This is a genomic window from Agrococcus sp. UYP10, assembly GCF_040547205.1.
GTDB classification, from domain to species: Bacteria; Actinomycetota; Actinomycetes; order Actinomycetales; family Microbacteriaceae; genus Agrococcus; species Agrococcus jenensis.
The window spans coordinates 900,494-921,506 of sequence record NZ_JBEPPG010000001.1; the positions used below are offsets into that span (position 1 = coordinate 900,494).

At 72.8% G+C, this 21,013-nt stretch carries 22 protein-coding genes; 7 read left to right on the top strand and 15 right to left on the bottom strand.

The features are described from left to right. Positions 1-18: 18 nt before the first annotated feature. From ABIB37_RS04430 to ABIB37_RS04455, 6 genes are all read right to left on the bottom strand, one after another. Positions 19-1,653, bottom strand: a complete 1,635-nt coding sequence (locus tag ABIB37_RS04430; protein ID WP_354257220.1) for a fucose isomerase — start codon at positions 1,651-1,653, stop codon at positions 19-21. A 38-nt stretch (positions 1,654-1,691) separates the two neighbouring features. After that, complete coding sequence (locus ABIB37_RS04435) at positions 1,692-2,558, bottom strand: dihydrodipicolinate synthase family protein (RefSeq protein WP_354257223.1); 867 nt, start codon at positions 2,556-2,558, stop codon at positions 1,692-1,694. Between the two features lies 1 nt (position 2,559). Then, positions 2,560-4,179: a tripartite tricarboxylate transporter permease gene (locus ABIB37_RS04440; protein ID WP_354257226.1), complete on the bottom strand. Its 1,620-nt coding sequence runs from the start codon at positions 4,177-4,179 to the stop codon at positions 2,560-2,562. Then, positions 4,176-4,700, bottom strand: a complete 525-nt coding sequence (locus ABIB37_RS04445) for a tripartite tricarboxylate transporter TctB family protein (protein WP_354257229.1) — start codon at positions 4,698-4,700, stop codon at positions 4,176-4,178. Before ABIB37_RS04445 ends, ABIB37_RS04440 begins: the two co-directional genes overlap by 4 nt. Before the next feature lie 117 nt (positions 4,701-4,817). Beyond that, on the bottom strand, positions 4,818-5,810 hold the full coding sequence (locus ABIB37_RS04450; RefSeq protein WP_354257232.1) for a tripartite tricarboxylate transporter substrate binding protein: 993 nt from the start codon (positions 5,808-5,810) through the stop codon (positions 4,818-4,820). 210 nt (positions 5,811-6,020) lie between these two features. Further along, the gene (locus tag ABIB37_RS04455) at positions 6,021-6,683 is read right to left on the bottom strand and encodes a GntR family transcriptional regulator (protein WP_354257234.1); all 663 of its coding nucleotides are present in this window, start codon (positions 6,681-6,683) and stop codon (positions 6,021-6,023) included. A gap of 100 nt (positions 6,684-6,783) precedes the next feature. Here ABIB37_RS04455 and ABIB37_RS04460 point away from each other — a divergent pair, with 100 nt between their 5' ends. Further along, positions 6,784-7,704 (top strand): ribokinase, encoded by a 921-nt coding sequence (locus ABIB37_RS04460; RefSeq protein WP_354257237.1) that lies wholly within the window; start codon positions 6,784-6,786, stop codon positions 7,702-7,704. Here the strand turns inward: ABIB37_RS04460 and ABIB37_RS04465 are convergent. Next, positions 7,701-9,305: a stealth family protein gene (locus ABIB37_RS04465; RefSeq protein ID WP_354261528.1), complete on the bottom strand. Its 1,605-nt coding sequence runs from the start codon at positions 9,303-9,305 to the stop codon at positions 7,701-7,703. The genes ABIB37_RS04460 and ABIB37_RS04465 overlap by 4 nt on opposite strands. A 265-nt stretch (positions 9,306-9,570) precedes the next feature. On the opposite strand from ABIB37_RS04465, the gene ABIB37_RS04470 reads away from it, so the two are divergent. Beyond that, positions 9,571-10,473: a phosphodiesterase gene (locus ABIB37_RS04470; protein WP_354257240.1), complete on the top strand. Its 903-nt coding sequence runs from the start codon at positions 9,571-9,573 to the stop codon at positions 10,471-10,473. Positions 10,474-10,494: 21 nt separating this feature from the next. Here ABIB37_RS04470 and ABIB37_RS04475 read toward each other — a convergent pair whose 3' ends face one another. Together ABIB37_RS04475 and ABIB37_RS04480 are read right to left on the bottom strand one after the other, a co-directional pair. Continuing rightward, complete coding sequence (locus ABIB37_RS04475; RefSeq protein WP_354257243.1) at positions 10,495-11,334, bottom strand: hypothetical protein; 840 nt, start codon at positions 11,332-11,334, stop codon at positions 10,495-10,497. 37 nt (positions 11,335-11,371) lie between these two features. Continuing rightward, positions 11,372-11,833 carry an SRPBCC family protein gene (locus tag ABIB37_RS04480; RefSeq protein WP_354257246.1) on the bottom strand — a complete coding sequence of 154 codons (462 nt, stop codon included), beginning with the start codon at positions 11,831-11,833 and terminating at the stop codon, positions 11,372-11,374. Positions 11,834-11,884: 51 nt separating this feature from the next. On the opposite strand from ABIB37_RS04480, the gene ABIB37_RS04485 reads away from it, so the two are divergent. Continuing rightward, positions 11,885-12,346 carry a VOC family protein gene (locus tag ABIB37_RS04485; RefSeq protein WP_354257248.1) on the top strand — a complete coding sequence of 154 codons (462 nt, stop codon included), beginning with the start codon at positions 11,885-11,887 and terminating at the stop codon, positions 12,344-12,346. A gap of 85 nt (positions 12,347-12,431) precedes the next feature. Here ABIB37_RS04485 and rocD read toward each other — a convergent pair whose 3' ends face one another. Together rocD and ddaH are read right to left on the bottom strand one after the other, a co-directional pair. After that, complete coding sequence (rocD, locus tag ABIB37_RS04490; protein WP_354257251.1) at positions 12,432-13,667, bottom strand: ornithine--oxo-acid transaminase; 1,236 nt, start codon at positions 13,665-13,667, stop codon at positions 12,432-12,434. After that, a complete protein-coding gene (ddaH, locus tag ABIB37_RS04495; RefSeq protein WP_354257254.1) occupies positions 13,664-14,518 on the bottom strand; it encodes a dimethylargininase in 855 nt (284 codons plus the stop codon). The genes rocD and ddaH overlap by 4 nt, the downstream gene beginning before the upstream one ends. 91 nt (positions 14,519-14,609) lie before the next feature. On the opposite strand from ddaH, the gene ABIB37_RS04500 reads away from it, so the two are divergent. Together ABIB37_RS04500 and ABIB37_RS04505 are read left to right on the top strand one after the other, a co-directional pair. After that, positions 14,610-15,047: an Lrp/AsnC family transcriptional regulator gene (locus ABIB37_RS04500; RefSeq protein ID WP_123696755.1), complete on the top strand. Its 438-nt coding sequence runs from the start codon at positions 14,610-14,612 to the stop codon at positions 15,045-15,047. Between the two features lie 27 nt (positions 15,048-15,074). Next, on the top strand, positions 15,075-15,488 hold the full coding sequence (locus ABIB37_RS04505; protein WP_354257257.1) for an NUDIX hydrolase: 414 nt from the start codon (positions 15,075-15,077) through the stop codon (positions 15,486-15,488). Between the two features lie 214 nt (positions 15,489-15,702). Here ABIB37_RS04505 and ABIB37_RS04510 read toward each other — a convergent pair whose 3' ends face one another. The 3 genes from ABIB37_RS04510 to ABIB37_RS04520 all read right to left on the bottom strand — a co-directional run bounded on the left by ABIB37_RS04510 (position 15,703) and on the right by ABIB37_RS04520 (position 18,322). Beyond that, positions 15,703-16,479 carry a hypothetical protein gene (locus ABIB37_RS04510; RefSeq protein ID WP_354257260.1) on the bottom strand — a complete coding sequence of 259 codons (777 nt, stop codon included), beginning with the start codon at positions 16,477-16,479 and terminating at the stop codon, positions 15,703-15,705. 78 nt (positions 16,480-16,557) lie between these two features. Beyond that, positions 16,558-17,874, bottom strand: a complete 1,317-nt coding sequence (locus tag ABIB37_RS04515) for an FAD-dependent monooxygenase (protein WP_354257263.1) — start codon at positions 17,872-17,874, stop codon at positions 16,558-16,560. 58 nt (positions 17,875-17,932) lie between these two features. Continuing rightward, positions 17,933-18,322 (bottom strand): nucleoside triphosphate pyrophosphohydrolase family protein, encoded by a 390-nt coding sequence (locus tag ABIB37_RS04520; RefSeq protein ID WP_354257265.1) that lies wholly within the window; start codon positions 18,320-18,322, stop codon positions 17,933-17,935. Here ABIB37_RS04520 and ABIB37_RS04525 point away from each other — a divergent pair. Then, the gene (locus tag ABIB37_RS04525; RefSeq protein WP_354257268.1) at positions 18,321-18,818 is read left to right on the top strand and encodes a beta-class carbonic anhydrase; all 498 of its coding nucleotides are present in this window, start codon (positions 18,321-18,323) and stop codon (positions 18,816-18,818) included. The genes ABIB37_RS04520 and ABIB37_RS04525 overlap by 2 nt on opposite strands. Positions 18,819-18,922: 104 nt before the next feature. Continuing rightward, positions 18,923-20,089: a MalY/PatB family protein gene (locus ABIB37_RS04530; RefSeq protein ID WP_354257271.1), complete on the top strand. Its 1,167-nt coding sequence runs from the start codon at positions 18,923-18,925 to the stop codon at positions 20,087-20,089. A 115-nt stretch (positions 20,090-20,204) separates the two neighbouring features. On the opposite strand, the gene ABIB37_RS04535 is transcribed toward ABIB37_RS04530, so the two are convergent. Further along, complete coding sequence (locus ABIB37_RS04535; protein WP_354257274.1) at positions 20,205-20,978, bottom strand: leucine-rich repeat domain-containing protein; 774 nt, start codon at positions 20,976-20,978, stop codon at positions 20,205-20,207. Between the last annotated feature and the right edge of the window lie 35 nt (positions 20,979-21,013).

The following is a 21,013-nucleotide window of genomic DNA, read 5'->3' on the forward strand; positions in this document are numbered from 1 at the left end:
GGCCCTTCGCCGTGCGGGTCAGATGGCGACGTCGCCGCAGAGGTGCACGCGGATGCCCATGCCGGCGAACATCGCCGCCTTCGCGGTGAGCGCCCGGTCGGCAGCCTCCGCGTCGGGCGCGTAGGCGACCTGGATGTGGTTCGACTTGTGGCGCGCCATCAGCTGGTCGCGGCTCACGCCGTGCAGCACCGCGTGCATGATCGGCCACTGGCGGTCGGTCGACTCGAGGCGGCGCTGCGTCTCCTCCTCGGGCAGCGCCACGACGTGCGCCCTGCCGATGTCGACGTGCAGCGCGCCGTCCATGACGAACACGCGCGACCAGACGATCTCGCCCGGCTTCGAGACGCCCGAGAGCGTGCCGCCGCCCTTCGGGAAGAACATCGGCACCTGGCGCATCGAGTACGAGCGGTCGTAGCCGCCGTTGTGGCTCGCGGGCACCGAGCCCGAGATCTCGAACACCCACACGAACTCGCCGTCGTAGTCCTCGCCCCAGCGGATGTCGTGCAGCGTGGTGGCGGGGTCGAAGCCCATCGCGGTCCACACCCGGTTCGTCACGAGCGCGTCGACCGCGACGCCCTCGTCGACCTCGTTGAAGTGCGGCAGCGGCGCGCCGGCCCACAGCTCCCGCTCGCCGTCGCGCGAGCGCACCGGTGGGCGCTCGACGTTGTTGAGCAGCCCCTCCGCGAGGTCGGACGCGGCGCACTGGTCCTTGAGGCCCTGCTGGTACTGGATGCCGATCGCGTCGACGCCGTAGTCGTCGCCGATGCGGAGCGCCGCGATGTACATCCGCATCTGGCTCAGCACCTGCGCGCGCGTCAGCTCGGTCGCGTCGTCCTCGCCCCAGTGGAACGTCAGCCCGGCGTCCTCGAGCCACCGCAGCGCGCCCTCCGCCTCGGCGTCCGGCACGCGGTCCATCTCGGCCAGCAGCGCGCTCTGCGAGAGGCGCTCCTTGTAGATGCCGGTCGGGTTGAGCATCTCGTCGTCGATGATCGCGTTGTACATGCCCATGCAGCCCTCGTCGAAGACGCCGATCACCGCGTGGTCGTCCCGCAGCTGCGCCGCGAGCTCGGTGCCCAGGCGGGCCTCCTCGCTCTCGGGCAGCGCCGGGAGGTCGCGCACGTGCTCGGTCGCGTGCGCGATCGTGCCGGTCTCGAGCCACTCCGCGAGCCTCGTGCGCGCCCACGCGTCGGTGAAGTCCTCGCTCCAGAGGATCGAGTGCGGGATGTCGGCCTTCGTGAGGCTCGCGGTGAGGTTGAGCAGCCCGACGAGGCCCGGGAACTGCCCGGACCAGTTGGCGACGATGAGGATCGGTCCGCGGTGCGCGCGCAGGCCCGCGAGCACGTGGTGGCTGTACTGCCAGACGGCGTCGACGACGACGACCGGCGCATCCTTCGGCACGTCGCGGAAGACGCGGATGCCCTTCGCCTGCGAGTCGATGAAGCCGTGCCCGGTCTCGGGGTCGACCTCGTGGGCGCGCTGCATCGCCCACCCGTGCGACTCGAGCGCGGCGCCGACCTGCGCCTCGAACGCCTGCTGGGCGGGCCAGCAGGTGGTGTTCGCGGCGAGCCGCAGATCGCCGGAGGCGACCGCGTAGACGGTGCGGGGCGCGGCCTCGGCGGCGACGCGCCGCTCGGGGAACGTGTAGGTGGTCACGGGTGTCCTTCCTCGCGGCGCGCTCGCGCCGCCTGGTGTCAGCGGTACGCGGCGACGACGCGGTGGATCTCGGCGATGGCGGCCTCGTCCGGCGCGTCGAGCATCATGCGGCAGGTGCCGTCGGCGACGCCGAGGATGCGCAGCGCCTCCTTCATGCGCGCCATGTCGCCGCCGATGATGGCGACGACGTCGTCGACGTCGTGCTGCGCGCGGTCGATCTCGGCCGCGTCACCGCTCGCGGCGGCGCCGGCGAGCGCGCGGAACGGCCGCGGCAGCACCGAGCTCACGCCCGAGACCACGCCCTGCGCGCCGGACCCGGCGGCGGCGACGAGGTCGCGGTCCGCGCCGGTGTAGAGCACGAAGGACTCCGGCACCGCATCGCGGTAGGCCTGGATCTCGTCGAGCGAGAGCTCGCTCACCTTCGCGCCCACCACGTTCGGCAGCGTCGCGAGCCGCGCGAGCAGCGCGGGCGAGACGTGGTTGCCGCTGCGCGCGGGGTAGACGTAGACCCACAGCGCGATGCCGTCGGACGCGGCGGACAGCTGCGCGAAGTAGTCGAGGATCGCCTCGTCGCTCACCGGCAGGTAGTAGGGCGTGATCGCGGCGACCTCGGTGGCGCCGGCGGCGCGGGCGATCGCGAGGCGGCGCAGGGCGCCGTACGCGCTCGGGTGGCCGATGTGCACGACGACGCGCATGGTGCCGCCGAGCGTGTCGATGGCGAGGCGCGTGAGCGTCGTGAACTCCTCCTCCTCGATGACGGGGAACTCGCCGGTCGTGCCGAGCACGAAGGCGCCCTCGTTGCCGGAGCGGCCGACGTGCTCGAGGATCGCACGGCTGCCCTCGGCGTCGAGCTCGCCGCCGGGCAGGAACGAGGTGGGGACTGCGGTCAGGATGTCGTGGGGCACGTCAGCTCCGTCGGGTGTCGGCGCCGGGCGCGCTGGCGGCGCCGGCAGGGTCGGTCTGGTCGGTGTCGGGTCCGGTGGTGCCGGGCTCGGCGGCCTCCGCCGCCGCCTCCTCGCGGAGGCGCTCGGCGAGCGAGGTCCGATCGCGTCGCGATCGCATGCTCGAGCGGACGGCCGGCACGACGACGGAGAGCACCGCGAGCGCGAGCAGGGCGAGCGCGATGGGGCTCACGACCTCGAGGAAGGGGCGCGTCGGCAGGATCGCGAGCGTGCGGGCGAGGTTCTCCTCCGCGAGCGGCCCGAGCAGGAGGCCGAGCACGACGGGACCGGCGGGCATCTCGATCCGCTTGAAGATCAGCCCGACCACGCCGAACACGAGCATCGTGAGCACCGTCGAGAGGCTGTTCGTCGTCGCGTAGGTGCCGACGATGCAGAAGATGAGGATGCCGCTCCACAGGTACGGCTGCGGCACGTCGAGCAGGCGCACCATGCCCTTCATGCGCACGAGGCTCAGGCCGAGCGACAGCAGGGTCGCGAGCAGCATGATGCCGGCGATCGACACGACGAGGTCCGGGTGGTTGGTGAAGAGGCTCGGGCCCGGGGCGATGCCCCAGATGATCATCGAGCCGATCATCACCGCCATCACCGAGTCGCCCGGGACGCCGAGCGCCATGGTGGTCGTGAGCGAGCCGCCGAGCGTCGCGCTCGAGGCCGTGTCGGCCGCGGCGAGGCCCTCGAGCGAGCCCTTGCCGAAGCGCTCGGGCGTCTTCGAGACGCGGCGGGCGCGCTCCCAGCCGATGAGGCCGGCGATGTCGCCGCCCGCGGCGGGGATGAGGCCGACGCCGAGCCCGACGCCGCCGCCGACGGCGACCGCGCGACCGGTCTGGCGCAGCTCCGAGCGGTTCGGCCACCACCGGCCGAGGCTCGAGATGGGCCGCACCGACGACTTCGTGTGGGTGAGCAGCTGGTCGAAGAGCTCGGCGATGCCGAAGAGGCCGATGATGACGGCGATGAAGTTGAGGCCCTCCTGCAGCTCGAGCACGCCGAACGTGAAGCGCTGGTCGGCCGTGGCCGAGTAGGCGCCGACGGTGCCGAGCATGAGGCCGATGAGGCCGCCCAGGATGCCCTTGAGCATCGACTTCGACGAGATGCCGATCATCACGGCGATGCCGAAGACGACGAGCGCGAAGAGCTCGGGGCTCTTGAACGACGACCGCGCGAAGGAGGCGATCGGCACGGCGGCGGCGCAGAACAGGATGATCGACGCGAGGATGCCGACGGCCGAGACGAGCGCGGAGACAGTGAGCGCGAGACCCGCCTTGCCCTGCTTCGCCATCGGGTAGCCGTCGAGCGTCGTCGCGATCGAGGCGGGCGTGCCCGGCGTGTTCACGAGGATGGACGGCACGCGGTCGCCGAAGTTGGCGGCGACGTAGATGGACAGCAGCACCGCGAGGCCCTGCACGGGCTCCATCGTCATGGTGAAGCCGGCGGCGAGCGCGACGACCATGGTCGCGGTGAGGCCGGGGAAGGCTCCGACGAGCATGCCGAGGACCATGCCCACGACGAGGGCGATGATGACGTTGATCTCGAGCAGGGCCGAGATGCCGTCGACGAATGCGTTCACAGGGGGATCCTCAGCAGCATCGCGAACAGCACCCAGTTGAGGGCTGCGAGCGCGATCGGGTAGATGACGAGGCCCTTCCAGCCGCGGTGGCCGTAGAGCAGCAGCAGGGCCACGACCGCGAGGGCGGTCGCGATCGGGAACACGGGGATCCTGATGCCGGGCAGCACGAGGTCGTTCACGGCCCAGAGCGCCAGGTAGGCGAGCGCGATCGCCATGGTGCCGCCGACGCGGAGGAGGCCGCCCGGCTGGGCCGTCTCGATCTCGTCGCGCGGATCGGCACCGCGCAGCATCGTGCGCAGCACGAGCAGGCCGGCGGTCACGACGGCCGCGACGCCGAGGAACATGGGCCACGCCCGGGCGTCCATCTGGCCGGGCGCCGCCTCGCGGCGCAGCTCGATCTGCGACGAGAGCACGAGGTAGGCGATCGCGAGCGCGAGGAGCGCGAGCGACACCACCAGGTCCATCGCGGTGTCGCGCGTCCAGCGACGCGCGGGTGCGGGTGCGGGTGCGGTGTCCGTCATCGTCGACTCCTCAGCAGTCGCGCGGAAGGGGCTGCCCGGTCGGCAGCGCGGGCCGGCGGGCTGGAGCCCGCGCGACGGGGATGGGGCGGCCGGGCTCGGCCCGGCCGCCCCGAGGCGTCAGCCCAGGAGGTCCTGGAAGATGCCGAACTGGTCCTCGACGAAGGTCGTGAACTCCTCGGAGTCCCGGTAGACGACGAGGTTGCCCGAGTTGTCCTGGAACTGCTGGTAGCTCTCGCTCTCGACGGCCTGCGCGATCGCGTCCTCGAGGGTGGCGTGCACGTCCTCCGGCAGACCGGCCGGCGCGTAGATGCCGCCCCAGCCGCCGAACGCGACCTCCTCGCCGAGCGCCTCCTCGACGGTCTCGACGTCGGGCGCCTTCGGGTGGCGCTCGCCGTGCATGACGGCGAGCACGCGGACGGCGCCCTCCTGGGCGAGCGCCTCGCCGAGGCCGGAGACGGCCGCGTCGGCCTCGCCGGATGCCGCGGCCGAGACCGCGGTCGCGCCGCCGTCGTAGGGCACGGGGGTGAGCTGCGCGCCGGTGACGTCGCCGAGGCCGAGCGTGGCGGCCTCCCAGATCGAGCCTGCGCCGGAGTTGGCGACCGTGAGGGGCGCCTCCTCCGAGCGTGCGACGAGGTCCTCGAGCGTCTGGATGTCGCTGTCGGCGGCGACCGAGATGACGCCGGGGGCGAGCATGATCTGCCCCAGGAAGTCGTAGTTCTCGGGCAGCACGTCGGCGCCCTGCGTCGTGTTGAGCATCGCGATCTCGACCGGTCCGAAGCCGATGACGGTGCCGTCGGCGGGCTGCGAAGCGACGTACTCCATCGCGAGCGCGCCGGAGGCGCCGGGCATGTTCTCGGCGATCACCGAGACGCCGAGGATCTGCTCGAGCTCCGCGGCGAGCGCGCGGGACGAGAGGTCGGAGCCGCCACCGGGGTTGGCCTGGATGATCAGGCGGATGTCGCCCTCGGGGAACGTCGAGGCCGCGGACTCCTCGGGAGCCGCGCTCCCGTCGGTGCTCGGGGTGCTCGCGGAGCAGCCGACCAGTGCGGCGGCGCCGATGCCGATCGCGGCGAGTGCGGCGATCGGGCGGGGGGCGTGGGGACGGGGCATCGTTGCTCCTCCTCGTCATCGAGTGGGTCGGCGGGTGCCGATGGCATGACACTAGCCCCGTTCACTGTTTACAGTCAACTGTTTCTCTCGAACTACCCGTCGGGGTGGTGCGGGGCGTTCGGGAGACGGCGGCACGCGCGCCGGACGCCGCTGCGGCCGGGCGCGGACGACAAGCGGCCCCGACGCAGGAAGGGTGACCTGCCGGCGTCGTCAGCGAGCCTCGATGGCAGCGCGCATGCGCGCGTGCGACCCCTCGAGGTGCCGCGCAAGCGCAGCCGAGGCGGCCTCCTCGTCGCCCGACCGCATCGTCTGCAGCAGTCGCGCGTGGTCCTCCGCCGCATCCGTGAGGTCGCGGTCCTGGTGGATGGTGACGTCGAGGAGCGCCTCGAAGGTCGGCTTGTACTGCTCCCACGCGCCGAGCAGCCTGGGGTGCTCGGCGAGGTCGTAGATCTGCGAGTGGAAGACGAGGTCGGCCGCGAGGAACGCCTCGGCGTCCTGCCGGCGCGCGCTCTCGAGCATCGCCTCGACCGAGCCCTCAGACTCGCGCCAGCGCTCCTCGTCCTCGACCCGCATGGCGCGACGCAGTGCGAGCGCCTCGAGCGCACCGCGCAGGCTGTAGAGCTGCTCGACGTCGTCGAGCGTGAGGCCGATCACGAAGACGCCCGCGGGCTTGCGCACCTCGACGAGCCGCTCGAAGCTCAGCTGCGTGAAGGCGTCGCGCACCGGGCCGCGGCTGACGGCGAACTCCTCGGCGACGGCCTCCTCCACGAGGCGCGAGCCCGGCAGGATCTCGCCTCGGACGATCCGCTGCCGCAGCACGTCCGCGACCTGGCGCCCGAGGCTCCTCGACCGCTGCACCTGCACTCCGGACATCGCGCCCTCCTTCTGTCAACCGTAGACATTGTGCGCTGTGCGAGCCGTCCCGCGCGACTCTCGCGCCGGTCGGGGCGGCCGCTGCCGCTAGCCTCGAGCCATGCCTGAGACCAGCGGCGTCCTCATCGTCGGCTCGATCAACGTCGACCTCACGACCTTCTCGGCCCGCGTGCCCGAGCGCGGCGAGACCATCACCGGCGACGCCTTCGAGCTGCAGCTCGGCGGCAAGGGCGCCAACCAGGCGGTCGCCGTGGCGCGGGCCGGCGCGACGGCGCACATGGTCGGATGCGTCGGCGACGACGTGTTCGGCCGGCTCGTCACCGAGAGCCTCGGCACCGCCGGCGTCGACCTCCAGCACGTGCGCACCGTGCCGGGGCAGACCGGCATCGCGCACATCCGCGTCGCCGACGACGGCGACAACGACATCGTCGTGGTGCCGCAGGCCAACGCATCCCTCGACGCGGCGCAGCTCGAGCGCGCGTTCTCGGCCCTCGCGGGCAGCGCCCGCGTGCTGCTCACCCAGCTCGAGACGCCCTTCGCCATCACGCTCGCGGCAGCGCGGCTCGCGCGCGAGGCGGGGATGACCGTGATCCTCGACCCCGCGCCCGCAGCGCCGCTCGACCCGGCCATCTGGCCGCTCGTCGACATCGTGAAGCCGAACGAGTCGGAGGCGAGCCTCCTCACCGGCATCCGGGTCGACTCGCGCGAGGGCGCGATCGCGGCCGGCAACTGGTTCCTGGAGCGGGGCGCCGGTGCGGCGCTCATCACGATGGGCGGTGCGGGCAGCGTGCTCATCACGGCCGAGGGCACGACCGACCACCCGTCCATCCCGGTCGAGGTGGTCGACACGACCGCCGCGGGCGACGCCTACGCGGGTGCGCTCGCCGCAGCCATCGCCGGCGGCCTGCCGCTCGAGCAGGCGATCCGTCGCGCGGCCGCAGCCGGCGCGATCGCGGTCACGCGCCGCGGCTCCTCCTCGAGCGTGCCGACGGCCGCCGAGGTCGACGCGCTGCTCGGCTAGGCAGAGCCGAGCACGCCGAAGCCGCGCGTGGCATCGGCGGTGCCGCGCGCATCGCGCTCCCACGGGGCGGCGATCGGGAAGTACGCCTCGAGGAACGAGCGCACCGCGGCGGTGCGCTCCTCGACGGAGATCTCGGGGAACGAGCCGTCGTTGAGGCAGAACATGTCCTGGTCGCGCTTGCGCAGCAGCCGCTGCATCGCCGGCAGCGCCTTGCGCAGGGTGGTCTCGATGTACTGCACCTTCGCGCCCGTCTGCTGGACCGCTCGCCCGGTCATGAGCGCGTAGTAGTGGTAGAGCGAGTTCGTCACCGAGATGTCGGTCGCCGAGCGGAAGCGCGCGGCGGCGGTGCGGCGGAACTCCTCCGGGAACTCCCGCTCCATCTCGGCCATCACGCCGCGTGTGAGCGGCGCGGCGCAGTGCTCGAGGTGGCGGGTGGTGATCGCGCCGAAGCGGCGGCGCAGCACCTGCCGGTTCGTGCGCGCGGCGTTGTCGTGGCCGGAGCGGTCGGGCGTCGTGTCGCCGAGCCCGATGCGCGTGGTCGCCTCGACGAACTTCGTCACGCCGCCAGGCGAGAAGAAGATGTCGGGCTTGAGCGCGCGGCCGAAGAACATGTCGTCGTTCGAGTAGAGGAAGTGCTCGCTGAGCCCCTCGATGCGGTGCAGCTGCGCCTCGACCGCGTGCGAGTTGTGCGTGGGCAGCACCGAGGGGTCGGCGAACATCGCCTCCGCGGGCACGATCGTCACCCTCGGGTGGTCGGCGAGCCAGGCCGGCGCGGGCGAGTCGGTGGCGATGAAGATGCGCCGCACCCAGGGCGCGTGCATGTGCACCGACCGCAGCGCGTACTTGAGCTCGTCGATCTGGCGGTAGCGCGCCTCCGAGTCGTCGCCCTCACCGACGACGTACGCCTGCATCCGCTTGGCGCGCTCGCGCTGGAAGTCGTCGCTCGAGCCGTCGACCCACGAGAAGACCATGTCGATGTCGAACGACACGTCGCTCGCGAGCGGCTCCCACATGTCCTGGATCGTCTGCCACTCGCGGCCGTAGCGCTGCACCGTGTCGACGACCGCCTCGTGGCGCGGCATCGTCGCGCGCATGAGGGCGTTGGGCAGCGGCGCGGTGAGCGACTCCTCGCCGAAGCGCCAGAGCTCGAGCTGCACCGCGGTCTCGCGACCGTAGCGCAGCCGTCCGGCAGGCTCGACCCGCGGCCGGTAGACGCGCATCACGGATGCCTTGGGGTGGCCGGCGAGGCGGCCGTCGGCGAGCAGCACCGGCCCGCGCGCCGCCTTCTTGGGCGCGATCCCCTCGGCGTAGAACGGCTCGCCCGCGAACGCCTCCGCGAGCGCCGCAGCGAGCGCCTTGCGGCGGGCGCGGTCGACCGCGATGATCGGCCGACCGTCGTCGTCGCGCACGAGCAGGCACGGGATGCCCGCCTCGTCGAGCGCCGCGCCGATCGCGAGCAGGTCCTCGACCATCGACTCGTGCGGCGTCATGTGGCCGTCCGCGAGCGCGTACAGCCCCTTGCGCACCACGACGTCGTCCCGGTCGAACCGCGCGAGCCGCCCGTCGACGTGCACGAGCACGAGCTCGGGCGCGGTCGACACCTGCGGCTCGACGTCGTCCGTCGGACGCACGAACGCGGCAGCGTCAGCGGGATGCGGATCGGGGATGCGGTGCTTCACGTGCTGGGCGGCTCCTGCCTTCTGGGGTGCGCCCGGCCTGTCGGGGCGCTTCCCATGGTACGACCGCCTCTCATCGGCCGTTCACCTGGCGTACACGCCGTGTGCAGACCCGGTTTCCGTGGGTGGACTGGACTAGGTTTCGACCAGCGCTCGATGCAGAGCGCACCCGACGACAGCGGAGGGCACCGTGCAGATCCGATCGGCCGAGCACCCGAGGCCGAACCACTTCCTGCTCCACATCTCTGACACCCACCTCCTCGCCGGCGGCGGCAGCCTCTACGACCGCGTCCCGAGCGAGGTGCACCTGCGCCGCCTCTTCGCCGAGTTCGAGGCGTCCGGTGCCCGGCCCGACGCGATCGTCTTCACCGGTGACCTCGCCGACCGCGGCGAGCCCGACGCCTACCGGCGGTTGCGCGCCATCGTCGAGCCGGTCGCCGACGACCTCGGCGCGCGCGTCGTGTGGGTGATGGGCAACCATGACGAGCGCGGGGCGTTCCGGCGCGAGCTGCTCGACGAGCCCGCCTCCGACGCCCCCGTCGACGCGGTGGTCGACCTCGACGGGCTGCGCATCGTGACGCTCGACTCGACCGTGCCCGGCCGCCACCACGGCGAGGTGAGCCCCGAGCAGCTCGAGTGGCTGCGGGGCGTGCTCGCGACGCCGGCGCCGCACGGCACGATCCTCGCGATGCACCACCCGCCGATGCCGAGCGTGCTCGACCTCGCCGTGAGCGTCGAGCTGCGCGACCAGTCGGCGCTCGCCGCGTCGCTCGTCGGCACCGACGTGCGCGCGATCCTCGCCGGGCACCTGCACTACTCGTCCACGGCGTCGGTGGCCGGCATCCCGGTGTCGGTCGCGTCGGCCACCTGCTACACGCAGGACCTCAACGTGCCCGTCGGCGGCACGCGCGGCCGCGACGGCGCGCGCGCGTTCAACCTCGTGCACGTCTACCCGAGCACGGTCGTGCACTCGGTCGTGCCGCTCGGCGAGTTCGCGGCGCTCGACTGGATCGACGCCGACGAGTCGTCCCGGCGGCTCGCGGCGGCCGGGGTCCGGCTCGCGGAGCGGCAGGCGGCGCTCGTCTCGGCCTGACGCGGGCCGAGCCCGACTCGCTCAGACCAGCCGCGCCTCCAGGATCACGTCGTCGGTGACGCGCACCTGCACGTCGGCGAGGCGGATGCCCTCCGGCAGCTCGGCTGCGAGGTCGATGCGGCGGCCCTCGTAGCCCTGGACCTTGCCGCGCGTCGCAGCGAGCAGTGCAGCGACGAGGGGGTTGCCGCTCTCGAGCCGGATGTCGCTGAGCGTGACGCCCATGCGGTCGTCGATGCTCGCGCTCGCCGAGCCGTGCACCGACGCGCCCAGCAGCCCCTTGCGCACCTTGCCGTCGACGATGAGCCGCAGGCTGTGCGGGCCGGTCGACTCCACGTCGACGTCGAGCCGCGAGACGGTGACGCCCATGTCGAGCAGCGCCGACTCGGCGAGGCCGAGCACGGCGGCGCCGAGCTGGTGCTTGGGCACCGAGACGATCGCGTGCCCGTGCAGCGGCTGCTCGTCGCTGGGCCTGGCCAGCTCGACCGCGAGCTCGCGGTTGTCGGTCTCGATCCACCGGAACGGCAGGTCGCGCAGCTGCGCGTCGAGCGTCACCTCGGCGCCGGAGACGCGCATCGGCGCAGCCCGGACGGTGAGGTTGCGGAGCACGGCCGACTCGCTCGAGACCGGTGCGCCCTGCGGCTCGAGCCGCGCGCGGTCGCGATCGACCTCGCCGGCGAGGGTGAAGTCGGTGAGGTCGAGGTGCAGCCGCGCGATGTCGGCGCCGTCGAGCTCCGCGTCGATGACGGAGGTGCAGGCGATGCCCGCGGGCTCCGCCGCGATCACGAGGGTGCGGATGCGCTTCGCCAGCTGCGCGCCGTCGGTCGGCCTGGGGGCGTGCCCGAGGAGGATGCTCTCTGCCACGCCCGCGAGCGTACGCCAGTCTCGCCCGGAAGCGAACTCAGGCTCCCAGCGCTCGCCGCATCCCGGCCTCCGCCGAGCGCATGACGGCGCCGTGCTGCCGCGCGAGGGCGCCGTGCAGCAGCGGGCTCAGCGCGCGCAGGACGCGCTGACGCACCTGCACCTCCTGCGCGAACCGGACGCGGGTGCCCACGCCCTCGGGCTCGACGCTCCACGCGCACCAGCCCTGCAGGTCGCCGCTGATGGAGGCGCGCAGCTCGTGCGGGAGCGGCTCGCTTCCCGCCGGGTGCGCGTCCTCGGTCAGCGTGATCCGCAGGCGGTAGCCGAGCGGAGCGCGCACCTCCAGGTCGGCGGTGCGCGCCCCCGTCCCCGACGAGCCACCGGTCACCCGCACCGCGGGCCACCACGCGCCGTAGCCGGACAGGTCCTCGAGGAGCGCCAGCACGGCCTCCGGGGCCGCGTCGAGCTGCCACGCGTGGTCGAAGCGGTAGTGCGTGCGCATCCGTCCATCATGCCCCTGGCCACCGTGGGACCCGGGGCGTAGCGTCGCGCCATGAGCCTCGTCGTCCACTTCGAGATCCACGCGAGCGAGCCGCAGCGGCTCATCGACTTCTACGCGCAGCTGCTGGGGTGGCGGTTCGAACGGTTCGGGCAGTGGCAGTACTGGTCGATCGCGACCGGCGAGGGCTCGATCGGCGCGGGCTCGCCCGGCATGGGGATCGACGGCGGGCTCACGCAGCGCGAGGGTCCGGCACCCGAGGCGGGCGCGCCGGTCAACGGCAGCACGATCGTCGTGGGCGTGGACGACGTCGACGCCTCGTTCGCGCGGGGCATCGACCTCGGCGGCGCTGCGGCCGTGCACCCTGCGGACCTGCAGGGCGTCGGCCGGGTCGGCTACCTGCGCGATCCGGACGGCAACGTCTTCGGCATGATCTCCGCGGTGCTCGGCGACGGCACGGACGGGCGGCAGCAGGCGGATGCGGTCGACCCGATGCAGGCGACGCCCGAGCCGTAGCGCCGAGCAGCTCCGGGACCCCTCCCACCAGCAGGGACCCGGTGCACCGGGTCCTGTCCGGTCGAAGGGGTCCCGGGCGCCTGGGCTACGTCCCGACGGCCGCCCGGAACTCCCGGACGAGCATGTCGAGGTCGCCCTCCTCGATGACGATGGGCGGCGCGAGGCGCACGGTCTGGCCGTGCGTGTCCTTCGCGAGGATGCCGCGCTCGAGCAGCCGCATGCAGACGTCGCGCGCCGTGCCGACGGCCGGGTCGATGTCGATGCCCGCCCACAGCCCCGCGCCGCGCACGGCGGTGACGCCATGGCCGACCAGCTCGCCGAGCCCTGCCTGCAGCCTCGCCCCCAGCGCGCGGGCGCGTGCCTGCATGTCTCCCTCGGCGAGCATCCGCACGACCTCGAGGCCGACCGCGGCCGCGAGCGGGTTGCCGCCGAAGGTCGAGCCGTGCGAGCCGGGCGTGAGGACGCCGAGCACGTCGGCGTCCGCGACCACGGCCGAGACCGGCACGACGCCGCCGCCGAGCGCCTTGCCCAGCAGGTAGACGTCGGGCACGACGCCCTCGTTGTCGCACTGGAAGGTCGCACCGGTGCGCCCGAGGCCCGACTGGATCTCGTCGGCGATGAACAGCACGCGCTCGCGCTCGGTGATCTCGCGCACGCGCTGCAGGTAGCCGGCCGGGGGCACGATGATGCCGGCCTCGCCCTGGATGGGCTCGAGCAGCACGGCGGCCGTGTTGGGCGTGATCGCGGCCTCGAGCGCCTCGGCGTCGCCGAACGGCACCCGCACGAAGCCGGGCGTGAACGGCCCGTAGCCGGTGGTGGCATCCGGGTCGTCGGAGAACGAGACGATGGTGGTCGTGCGGCCGTGGAAGTTGCCCTCCATGACGATGATCTCGGCCTGCCCTGCCGGCACGCCCTTGACCTCGTAGGCCCAGCGGCGAGCCACCTTGATGCCCGACTCGACGGCCTCGGCGCCGGTGTTCATCGGCAGCACCATGTCCTTGCCGGCGAGCTGCGCGAGCGCCTCGACGAACGGTCCGAGCGCGGCGGCGTGGAACGCCCGGCTCGTGAGCGTGACGCGGTCGAGCTGCGCGTGCGCCGCCGCCAGCAGGCGCGGGTTGCCGTGGCCGAAGTTCACCGCCGAGTAGGCGGCGAGGCAGTCGAGGTAGCGGCGGCCGTCGACGTCGGTCACCCACGCGCCGGACGCCTCCACGACCACGACGGGCAGCGGGTGGTAGTTGTGCGCGGCGCTCGCCTCGACCTGCGCGATGGCGGCCTGCGTCGCCGTGCTCAGCGCGTCGGCGTGGGTCGTCGTGCCGGTCATCGCCGCAGCTCCAGCGTGCAGCACTTGATGCCGCCGCCGCCGAGCAGCAGCTCGGAGAGGTCGAGGCCGATCGTCTCGTAGCCGCGCTCGGTGAGCTGGCGCTCGAAGTCGGTCGCCCTCCCCGCGATGAGCATCGTGCGGCCGTCGCCGAACGAGTTGAGGCCCAGCACGGCGGCGTCCTCCTCGTTCACGTGCACGGCGTCGGGGTAGCGGCGCTCGAGCTCCGCGCGGCTGGCGTCGTCGAACGCCTTGGGCAGGTAGGCGATGTTCTCGTCGTCGAGGATCGCGATCGCGGTGTCGAGGTGGTAGAACGCCGGGTCGACGAGGCGCAGGCTCACGACCTCGCGGCCGAAGATGCCGCGCAGCTCGTCGTGCGACTCGAGCGAGGTGCGGAAGCCGTGGCCCGCGAGGATCGCGCCGTTCGAGAGCAGGAAGTCGCCCTCCCCCTCGTTGATCTGCTGGGGCTCGTGCACCTCGAAGCCGTGGTCGGCGAACCACGCCATGTAGGCGGGGCCCTCCGGCACGCGCTGCTCGTAGGTGAACTTCGCGCCGTAGGCCTTGCCGTCGAGCGTGAAGCCGCCGTTCGCGGCGTAGACCATGTCGTTGAGGCCCTCGATGGGATCGATCAGCTCGACGTCGTAGCCGAGGCCGCGGTAGGCGTCGTAGAGCGTCTCCCACTGGCGCACGGCGGTCGAGGTGCTCGTGGGGATCTCGGGGTGCATCCAGGGGTTGATGCGGTAGCTCACGGTGAAGTGCTCAGGGCGGCACATCAGCACCGTCTTGTGCACGGCGGCGCGGGTGGTCGGGGCTGCGGTCTCGGGGCGCGCGATGATGGTCGTCTCAGGCTGCATGCCTCCATGCTCGCAAGGAATCGACGCACGGGCACCGGTTTCGACGCCGGTTCTTTGCGAGCCGACCCCCCTGGGTCGTAGATTCGTGCGCATGGATCGCATCGACCACGGCATCATCGACCAGCTGCGGCTGAACGCCCGGGCGGGCTACGCCGACATCGGCGGCGAGGTCGGGCTCTCGGCCTCGGCCGTGAAGCGACGCATCGACCGGCTGGTGGCCGACGGCGTCATCCGCGGGTTCACCGTGCAGGTCGACCCGGCGGTCGAGGGGCTCGCGACCGAGGCCTACGTCGAGCTGTTCTGCCGCGGGACGGTCTCGCCGAAGGACCTCAAGCGCATCCTCTCCGGCGTCCCCGAGATCGTCGAGGCGGGGACGGTGACGGGCGAGGCGGACGCGTTCGTGATCATGCGGGCGCGCGATGTGATCGCGCTCGAGGACGCGCTCGAGAAGGTGCGCGCGGCGTCGAGCGTCGACCACACGAGGTCGGCGATCGTGCTGTCGAAGCTCATCACCCGCAACGCCGGGTAGCCGCCGGCGCTCGCTACCGTTGCAGTCATGCGCGTCATCACCGTCTCGGCGATCTGCTTCGAGCGCGAGGACGGCGCGGTGCTGACGGTGCGCAAGCGCGGCACGAGCGCGTGGATGCTGCCCGGCGGCAAGCCCGAGGCGGGCGAGGGCGCCGCGGCGTGCGCGGTGCGCGAGGTGCTCGAGGAGCTGGGCGTCGTGATCGCGCTCGACCGGATCGAGCCGATGGGCGACTTCGAGACGCGTGCTGCCAACGAGGCGGGCTTCGCGCTGCGCGCGAGCGTCTTCCGCACCCGCGACGCCATCGCACCGGAGCCGCTCGCCGAGATCGAGGCGGTGCGCTGGATCGACCCGGCGGTCGGGATCGACGACGAGGCCGAGGCGCCGCTCAACCGCGAGCTCGTGTTCCCGCTGCTGCTCGCGGAGCGCGCTCGGCAGCGCTGAGACGAGAAGGGGGCCCGACCATCGCGGTCGGGCCCCTCTTGCATCAGCGGGCGGCAGCGTCACGGCTGCCGCGCAGAACCTCGCTCCATGGTCGAGGGTCCCGCTCGTATTCCCTTGTCTGGCCCGATTTCCCCTTCGCCTCTCGGCGTCAGGGCCCCAGCCGGGCCGTTCGACCACGGTACCCACGCCACCTGAGAGTCCGCCATGGGGAGAACTACCCATCGCCAGAGGCGGATGGCCGGCGCCCGTCCGCGTCCTGCAGGAAGCTCGGCGGCCCCTGCGTGGGACGCCGGGGCCGATAGCGGCGCCACGCGTCGCGGAAGCCCAGGTAGCCCCGGCGCATGGACACCGCGCACCAGGCGAGGCCGGCGGCGACGCCGACCGCGACCGCCCACGGGACGGAGCCGGTCGCCGTGACGACGAGCGCCGCGGCGAGCAGCCCGTCGACGCACGCGTTCACCACCACGATGAGCACCATCGAGCTGCCGAAGAGGTGACTGGATGCGCTGCGGCGAGCGATGAACGAGTAGGTCTGATCCATGCCCGCCTGGTCATCGGTGACGGCGGCGAGGAAGTAGGTCGCCGCGCGGGGGTCGAGGTCGACGTAGCCCCCGCGCAAGCGGTTCATCGCGACGACGTACATCATGTCCTCCTGGGCGACGTTGATCACCCGCAGCTGCGTCATGAAGCCGATCAGCGCGAGGAACGCCAGGATCGCCAGCATGGCCGGCGAGAACCAGTCGGCGTAGCCCGACGCCTGGCCGAGCAGCCCCAGCGTGACGAGCCCCGCCGACACGAGCGTCAGGAAGATCGTGATGCGCGTGAGCACCTCGCTCTGCGCGGTGCCGCGAGCGGCGAGGAGCCCCCAGTGCTCGGTCGCCAGGATCTGGGCGCGCCTCGCGAGCGCGGCGTCGCTCTCCGCGCCCACCGCGGTCGGGGCGTCAGCGCCCGACGCGTCCGGCGCCGGAGGCGCGGCCAGGTCGTCGGCCATGGCTCATTGTGCGGCCGGGCGCACGTCGCGCGCCAGGGGCATCCTGCGGCGCTCCGATGCGGCTGCGCCGCAGCCGCATCAGTCGACGTGCCGCGGCGAGCGCCAGCCCAGCATCCAGTCGCCGGCGAGCTCGGCCAGCATCGTCGGCATGAGGTTGAACGCGCCGTTGCGGGCGGCGACCAGCACCGGGTTGCGCGCCTGCACCGTGGTGCGCGCGAGGCGGTGCGAGAGCTGCTGGAACCGCTGCGTGCGGCCGACCCGCTCGCGGTCGTACTGCCGCAGCGCCTCGTCGCGGGAGTGGTCCTCGAGCAGGATGCCGAGGGTCGCGGCGTCCTCGAACGTCAGGTTGCCGCCCTGCCCGAGCGTCGGCAGCATCGCGTGCGCCGCGTCGCCGAGCAGCACCACGCCGGGGCGGTGGAAGCTGCGCAGCTGGGTCGCGAGCGACCACAGGTCGCGGCGCACGATCCCGGCCTGCGGCGTCGCGGCGATGTGATCGCGCACCTCCGGCGCCCAGGTGTCGAAGCGGGCGCGGGCGGCCTCGAGCTCGTCGCGCGAGGAGCGGCCCATGCGCGCGTGCGCCATGCCCCACCAGTAGACGCGACCGCCGTCAATCGGCTCCATGCCGAACTCGGCGCCGCGCCCCAGGTACTGCCGCACGCCCGACGGCGAGTCGGCCTCCGCCTGCACGACGCCGTACCAGCAGGTCGCGCCGGCGTAGTCGGTGCGCGCCTTCGGCCAGAGCGCCTTCCGCACCGCGGAGTCGATGCCGTCGGCGCCGACGACGAGGTCGGCCTCGATCGACTCGAAGCGGGCGGCCTCGACCGCGCGCACCTGCGCGCGGCTCGCGCGGCCCTCCGCCCGGCGGTCGATGGGGTCGTCGCCGGGCTCGAGCGCCCGGTGGAGGCGGCGGCCGAGCTTCGTGCCGCGCGCCCGGTCGCGGCGCCGCTGGCGCTCGTCGCGGGCGTCGGCGGAGTCCGGGTCGGCGGCGCCGTGCTCGATCGTGACGCTCGGGCGGCCGCTCGCGCCGTCGGTCACGCCGACCACGCGCATGCCGGTCTCGATCTCGCGGCCGTCGCGGAGCGCATCCAGCAGGGTCGAGCGGTGGATCGCGTGGATCGCGCTCGAGTCCAGCTGGAAGCCGCGGTGCAGCGGTGAGCCCTGATCGGTGAAGATGCCCTCCGGCAGCGCCCGGACGGCGCGCTCGCGCACGGCGTCGCCCACGCCGAGGGCGTCGAGCGCCGCGAGGCCGTTCTCGGTGATGCTGATGCCGGCGCCGACGCTGCGCACGGCGGGCGCCGCCTCGAGCACCCGCACCTGCCAGCCGGCGGCCTCGAGGCCGCGGGCGGCGGCGAGGCCGCCGAGTCCTGCACCGACGATGATGGCGGTCTGCGTCATGCCCTGAGGCTAACGGGGCACGCTGGACGGCGGCACGACGAGATGCGCGGGCTGTGGCTCAGTCCTGCTCGGGGGCGTCCGCCTCGCCGGCCCGCTGCGACACCCGGCGGTCCCAGACCAGCCACTTCTCGTCGATCGCCTGCTCGATGTCGACGCCCGTCGCCTCCGCGAGCGCGAGCAGCATGCCCACCGCATCCGCGAGCTCGAGCGCGAAGCGGCGGTCGATCTCCTCCGGGCTGTGCCCCTTGTCGCGCTGCCGACCCGTCTTCGCGAGCCACGCCTGCACGACCTCGCCGACCTCCTCCTGCAGCTTGAGCACGAGCCAGTCGGCGTCGCGCTCGAAGCCGTAGACGTCGGCGTACCGGCGCGAGATCGCGTCGATCTGGCGGGCGAGCGCTCGGAGCTCCATGCGGCCCATGCTCGCACGCGCGGTAGATTCGATGATCATGGAACACGCCTTCGACGACCTGCTCGCGAGCAACCGCGACTTCGCCGCCTCCTTCGACCTGCAGGGCTTCGACGGTGTCGCGAAGTCCGGCGTCGCGATGGTGACCTGCATGGACTCGCGCATCGACCCGCTCGGCATGATCGGGCTCGTGCCCGGCGACGCGAAGATCCTGCGCAACCCCGGCGGCCGCGCCACCGAGCGCACGCTCGTCGCGCTCGTGCTGGGCGTCAACCTGCTGGGGGTCGACCGCGTGCTGCTCGTGCAGCACACGCGCTGCGCGATGGCCTCGAAGTCGGAGCGCGAGCTGCTCGTCGACATCTCGCAGGCCGCCGGCACCGACGCCTCGTGGCTCGACCTCGGCGCGATCGAGCACCAGCGGCTCTCGATCATCGAGGACGTGCACCGCGTGCGCTCGCACCCGCTCATCGGCGACCGGGCCCGCGTCGGCGGCTTCCTCTACGACGTCGACTCGGGCCTGCTCGAGCAGGTCGCCTGACCTCTCGACGGAGCAGTCGGCGCGGCGAGGGGATAGTGCCCTCGCACGACCGATCGCTCCGTCGGGATCTCGCCGGGCGGGATCCGCGGCGGCAGGATGGGGGCATGGATCCCTTCCTGCAGGTGCCCCTCGCCGACCTCCGCGATCGCACGAGCATCAAGTGGCGGTTCTTCGAGCCCGACGTCCTGCCGCTGTGGGTCGCCGAGATGGACGTGCTGCCCGCCGAGCCGATCACCGAGGCCGTGCACGCGGCGATGCTTCGCGGCGACACCGGCTACCCGCACGGCACCGGCTACGCGGAGGCGTTCGGCCGGTTCGCCGCTGACCGCTGGGGCGCCGCCGTCGCCGTCGACCGCACCGCGCTCGTCAGCGACGTGATGATGGGCGCGTTCGAGCTCATCCGGATGCTCACCCCGCCCGGCGGCGCCGTGATCGTCACGAGCCCGGTGTACCCGCCGTTCCACGCCTACTCGGCGCACGCCGAGCGGCAGGTGGTCGAGGCGCCGCTCGGGCCCGACCTGCGGCTCGACCTCGCGGCGATCGAGGAGGCGTGCGCGCGAGTCGGCGGGACCGGTGCGGTCGTGCTGCTGTGCAACCCGCACAACCCCACCGGCACCGTGCACACGCGCGCCGAGCTCGAGTCGCTCGCCGAGATCACCGCCCGTCACGGCGTGCGGGTGATCGCCGACGAGGTGCACGCGCCGCTGCTCTTCGACGCGACGTTCACGCCCTACTGGACCGTCGACCCGCGCGGCTTCTCGCTCTCGAGCGCGTCGAAGGCGTGGAACCTCGCGGGGCTCCGCACCGCGCTCATCGTCGGCGGCGCCGAGACGGCCGACGACCTCGCCGGCATCGCCGAGGTCGTGAGCCACGGCCCCTCGCACATCGCCTCGATCGCCCACGTCGCGGCCTTCGACGACGGCCGCGCGTGGCTCGACGACGTGCTCCTCGCGCTCCGCGAGCACCGGGCGCTGCTCGCGCGGCTGCTCGCCGAGCACGCGCCCGCCATCCGCTGGCGACCCGGCGAGGCGACGTTCCTCGCATGGCTCGACTGCAGCGGCACGCGCGTCGCCGACCCCGGCGCGCGCGCCGACGCCGGCTACATCGGGCTGTCCACGGGCCCCGCGAAGGCGTTCCTCGAGCAGGCGCGCGTCGGCCTCAGCGCGGGCGAGGCGTTCGGCACCGGCGGCGAGAACCACGTGCGCCTCAACCTCGGCACGCGACCCGAGGTGATCGAGGAGGCGGTCCGGCGGATGGGCGAGGTCGCCTGATCCGCGCGGCGCCGCGGCTGGGCCGGGCCGGGCCGTCGCGCTGATGGGTGACGGTCATGGCATGCGTCGTGCTCCTCGTTGCTCGATGCGACGAGACACGAGGTGGATCAGCACTCTACGAGGGCGGCATCGCCACCGACCATCCGTGAGCGTCCTCCTCGGCATAGCGCTGCGCGAGATCAGCGAAGGCCACGCTCGAGGCGGCGAATTCCTCCACCTGCGCGCGATAGCGGCGGCGCAGCGGGATGGTCAGGTGACGCAGCTTCGGTAGCTCCGCCAAAGGCGTCAGGTCGGCCGAGATGACTGCGCCCGCCAGGTGAAGGCTCTGCAGATTCCGCAGTCGCGACATCCACGAGAACGACGTTGGGCGGACCTGCAGCGTGCTGCTCGGTGTCGCTGAGAAGGCGAGGTCGCGCAACGTGTCCAGCTCGCCCAGGCGCTCGAGATCCTCGACCTTGGCAGCACCGTAGAGCTCGATCGAGTGCAGGTCTTGCAGCGCCAGCAAAGGCGCGACGGACCGGACCCTCCGGCAGTCGAGGATGACCGCCCGCAGTCGCTGCAGCCCTGCTAGCGGGACGAGGTCGCCATACGTGCCGGTCTCGACGTCGAGCCGCCGCAATCCCCGCAACGACCCGATCACATCCAGGAAGTCCTGATCGACGCCGGCTTCGACGGACAGCGATGTCAGCAGACCCGCCGCGGCGTCGCTCGCGAGCCAATCGATCCACGAGCGTGCCCACTGAGCCCGCTCACTGCGCGAGAGGGACCAATCCGGCAATACGACTCGCACGACGCGGCTGACGTTGCTGGGATCCGGCAGGGCCAGCTCCGGTACCCGAGCAGTCCTCTCGTCCCATCGACTATCGCCGAGCCAGTCGCTCAATGTCACACCGCGACCTTAAGCGCTCGGCCGAACGCATCGCT

Bases quoted from the DNA above. Each gene is read 5' to 3' on its own strand.
- ABIB37_RS04445 (WP_354257229.1), bottom strand. From the start codon at position 4,700: ATGACGGACACCGCACCCGCACCCGCACCCGCGCGTCGCTGGACGCGC.
- ABIB37_RS04450 (WP_354257232.1), bottom strand. From the start codon at position 5,810: ATGCCCCGTCCCCACGCCCCCCGCCCGATCGCCGCACTCGCCGCGATC.
- ABIB37_RS04455 (WP_354257234.1), bottom strand. From the start codon at position 6,683: ATGTCCGGAGTGCAGGTGCAGCGGTCGAGGAGCCTCGGGCGCCAGGTC.
- ABIB37_RS04460 (WP_354257237.1), top strand. From the start codon at position 6,784: ATGCCTGAGACCAGCGGCGTCCTCATCGTCGGCTCGATCAACGTCGAC.
- ABIB37_RS04480 (WP_354257246.1), bottom strand. From the start codon at position 11,833: ATGCGCACGCACTACCGCTTCGACCACGCGTGGCAGCTCGACGCGGCC.
- ABIB37_RS04485 (WP_354257248.1), top strand. From the start codon at position 11,885: ATGAGCCTCGTCGTCCACTTCGAGATCCACGCGAGCGAGCCGCAGCGG.
- rocD (WP_354257251.1), bottom strand. From the start codon at position 13,667: ATGACCGGCACGACGACCCACGCCGACGCGCTGAGCACGGCGACGCAG.
- ddaH (WP_354257254.1), bottom strand. From the start codon at position 14,518: ATGCAGCCTGAGACGACCATCATCGCGCGCCCCGAGACCGCAGCCCCG.
- ABIB37_RS04500 (WP_123696755.1), top strand. From the start codon at position 14,610: ATGGATCGCATCGACCACGGCATCATCGACCAGCTGCGGCTGAACGCC.
- ABIB37_RS04505 (WP_354257257.1), top strand. From the start codon at position 15,075: ATGCGCGTCATCACCGTCTCGGCGATCTGCTTCGAGCGCGAGGACGGC.
- ABIB37_RS04510 (WP_354257260.1), bottom strand. From the start codon at position 16,479: ATGGCCGACGACCTGGCCGCGCCTCCGGCGCCGGACGCGTCGGGCGCT.
- ABIB37_RS04515 (WP_354257263.1), bottom strand. From the start codon at position 17,874: ATGACGCAGACCGCCATCATCGTCGGTGCAGGACTCGGCGGCCTCGCC.
- ABIB37_RS04525 (WP_354257268.1), top strand. From the start codon at position 18,321: ATGGAACACGCCTTCGACGACCTGCTCGCGAGCAACCGCGACTTCGCC.
- ABIB37_RS04520 (WP_354257265.1), bottom strand. From the start codon at position 18,322: ATGATCATCGAATCTACCGCGCGTGCGAGCATGGGCCGCATGGAGCTC.
- ABIB37_RS04530 (WP_354257271.1), top strand. From the start codon at position 18,923: ATGGATCCCTTCCTGCAGGTGCCCCTCGCCGACCTCCGCGATCGCACG.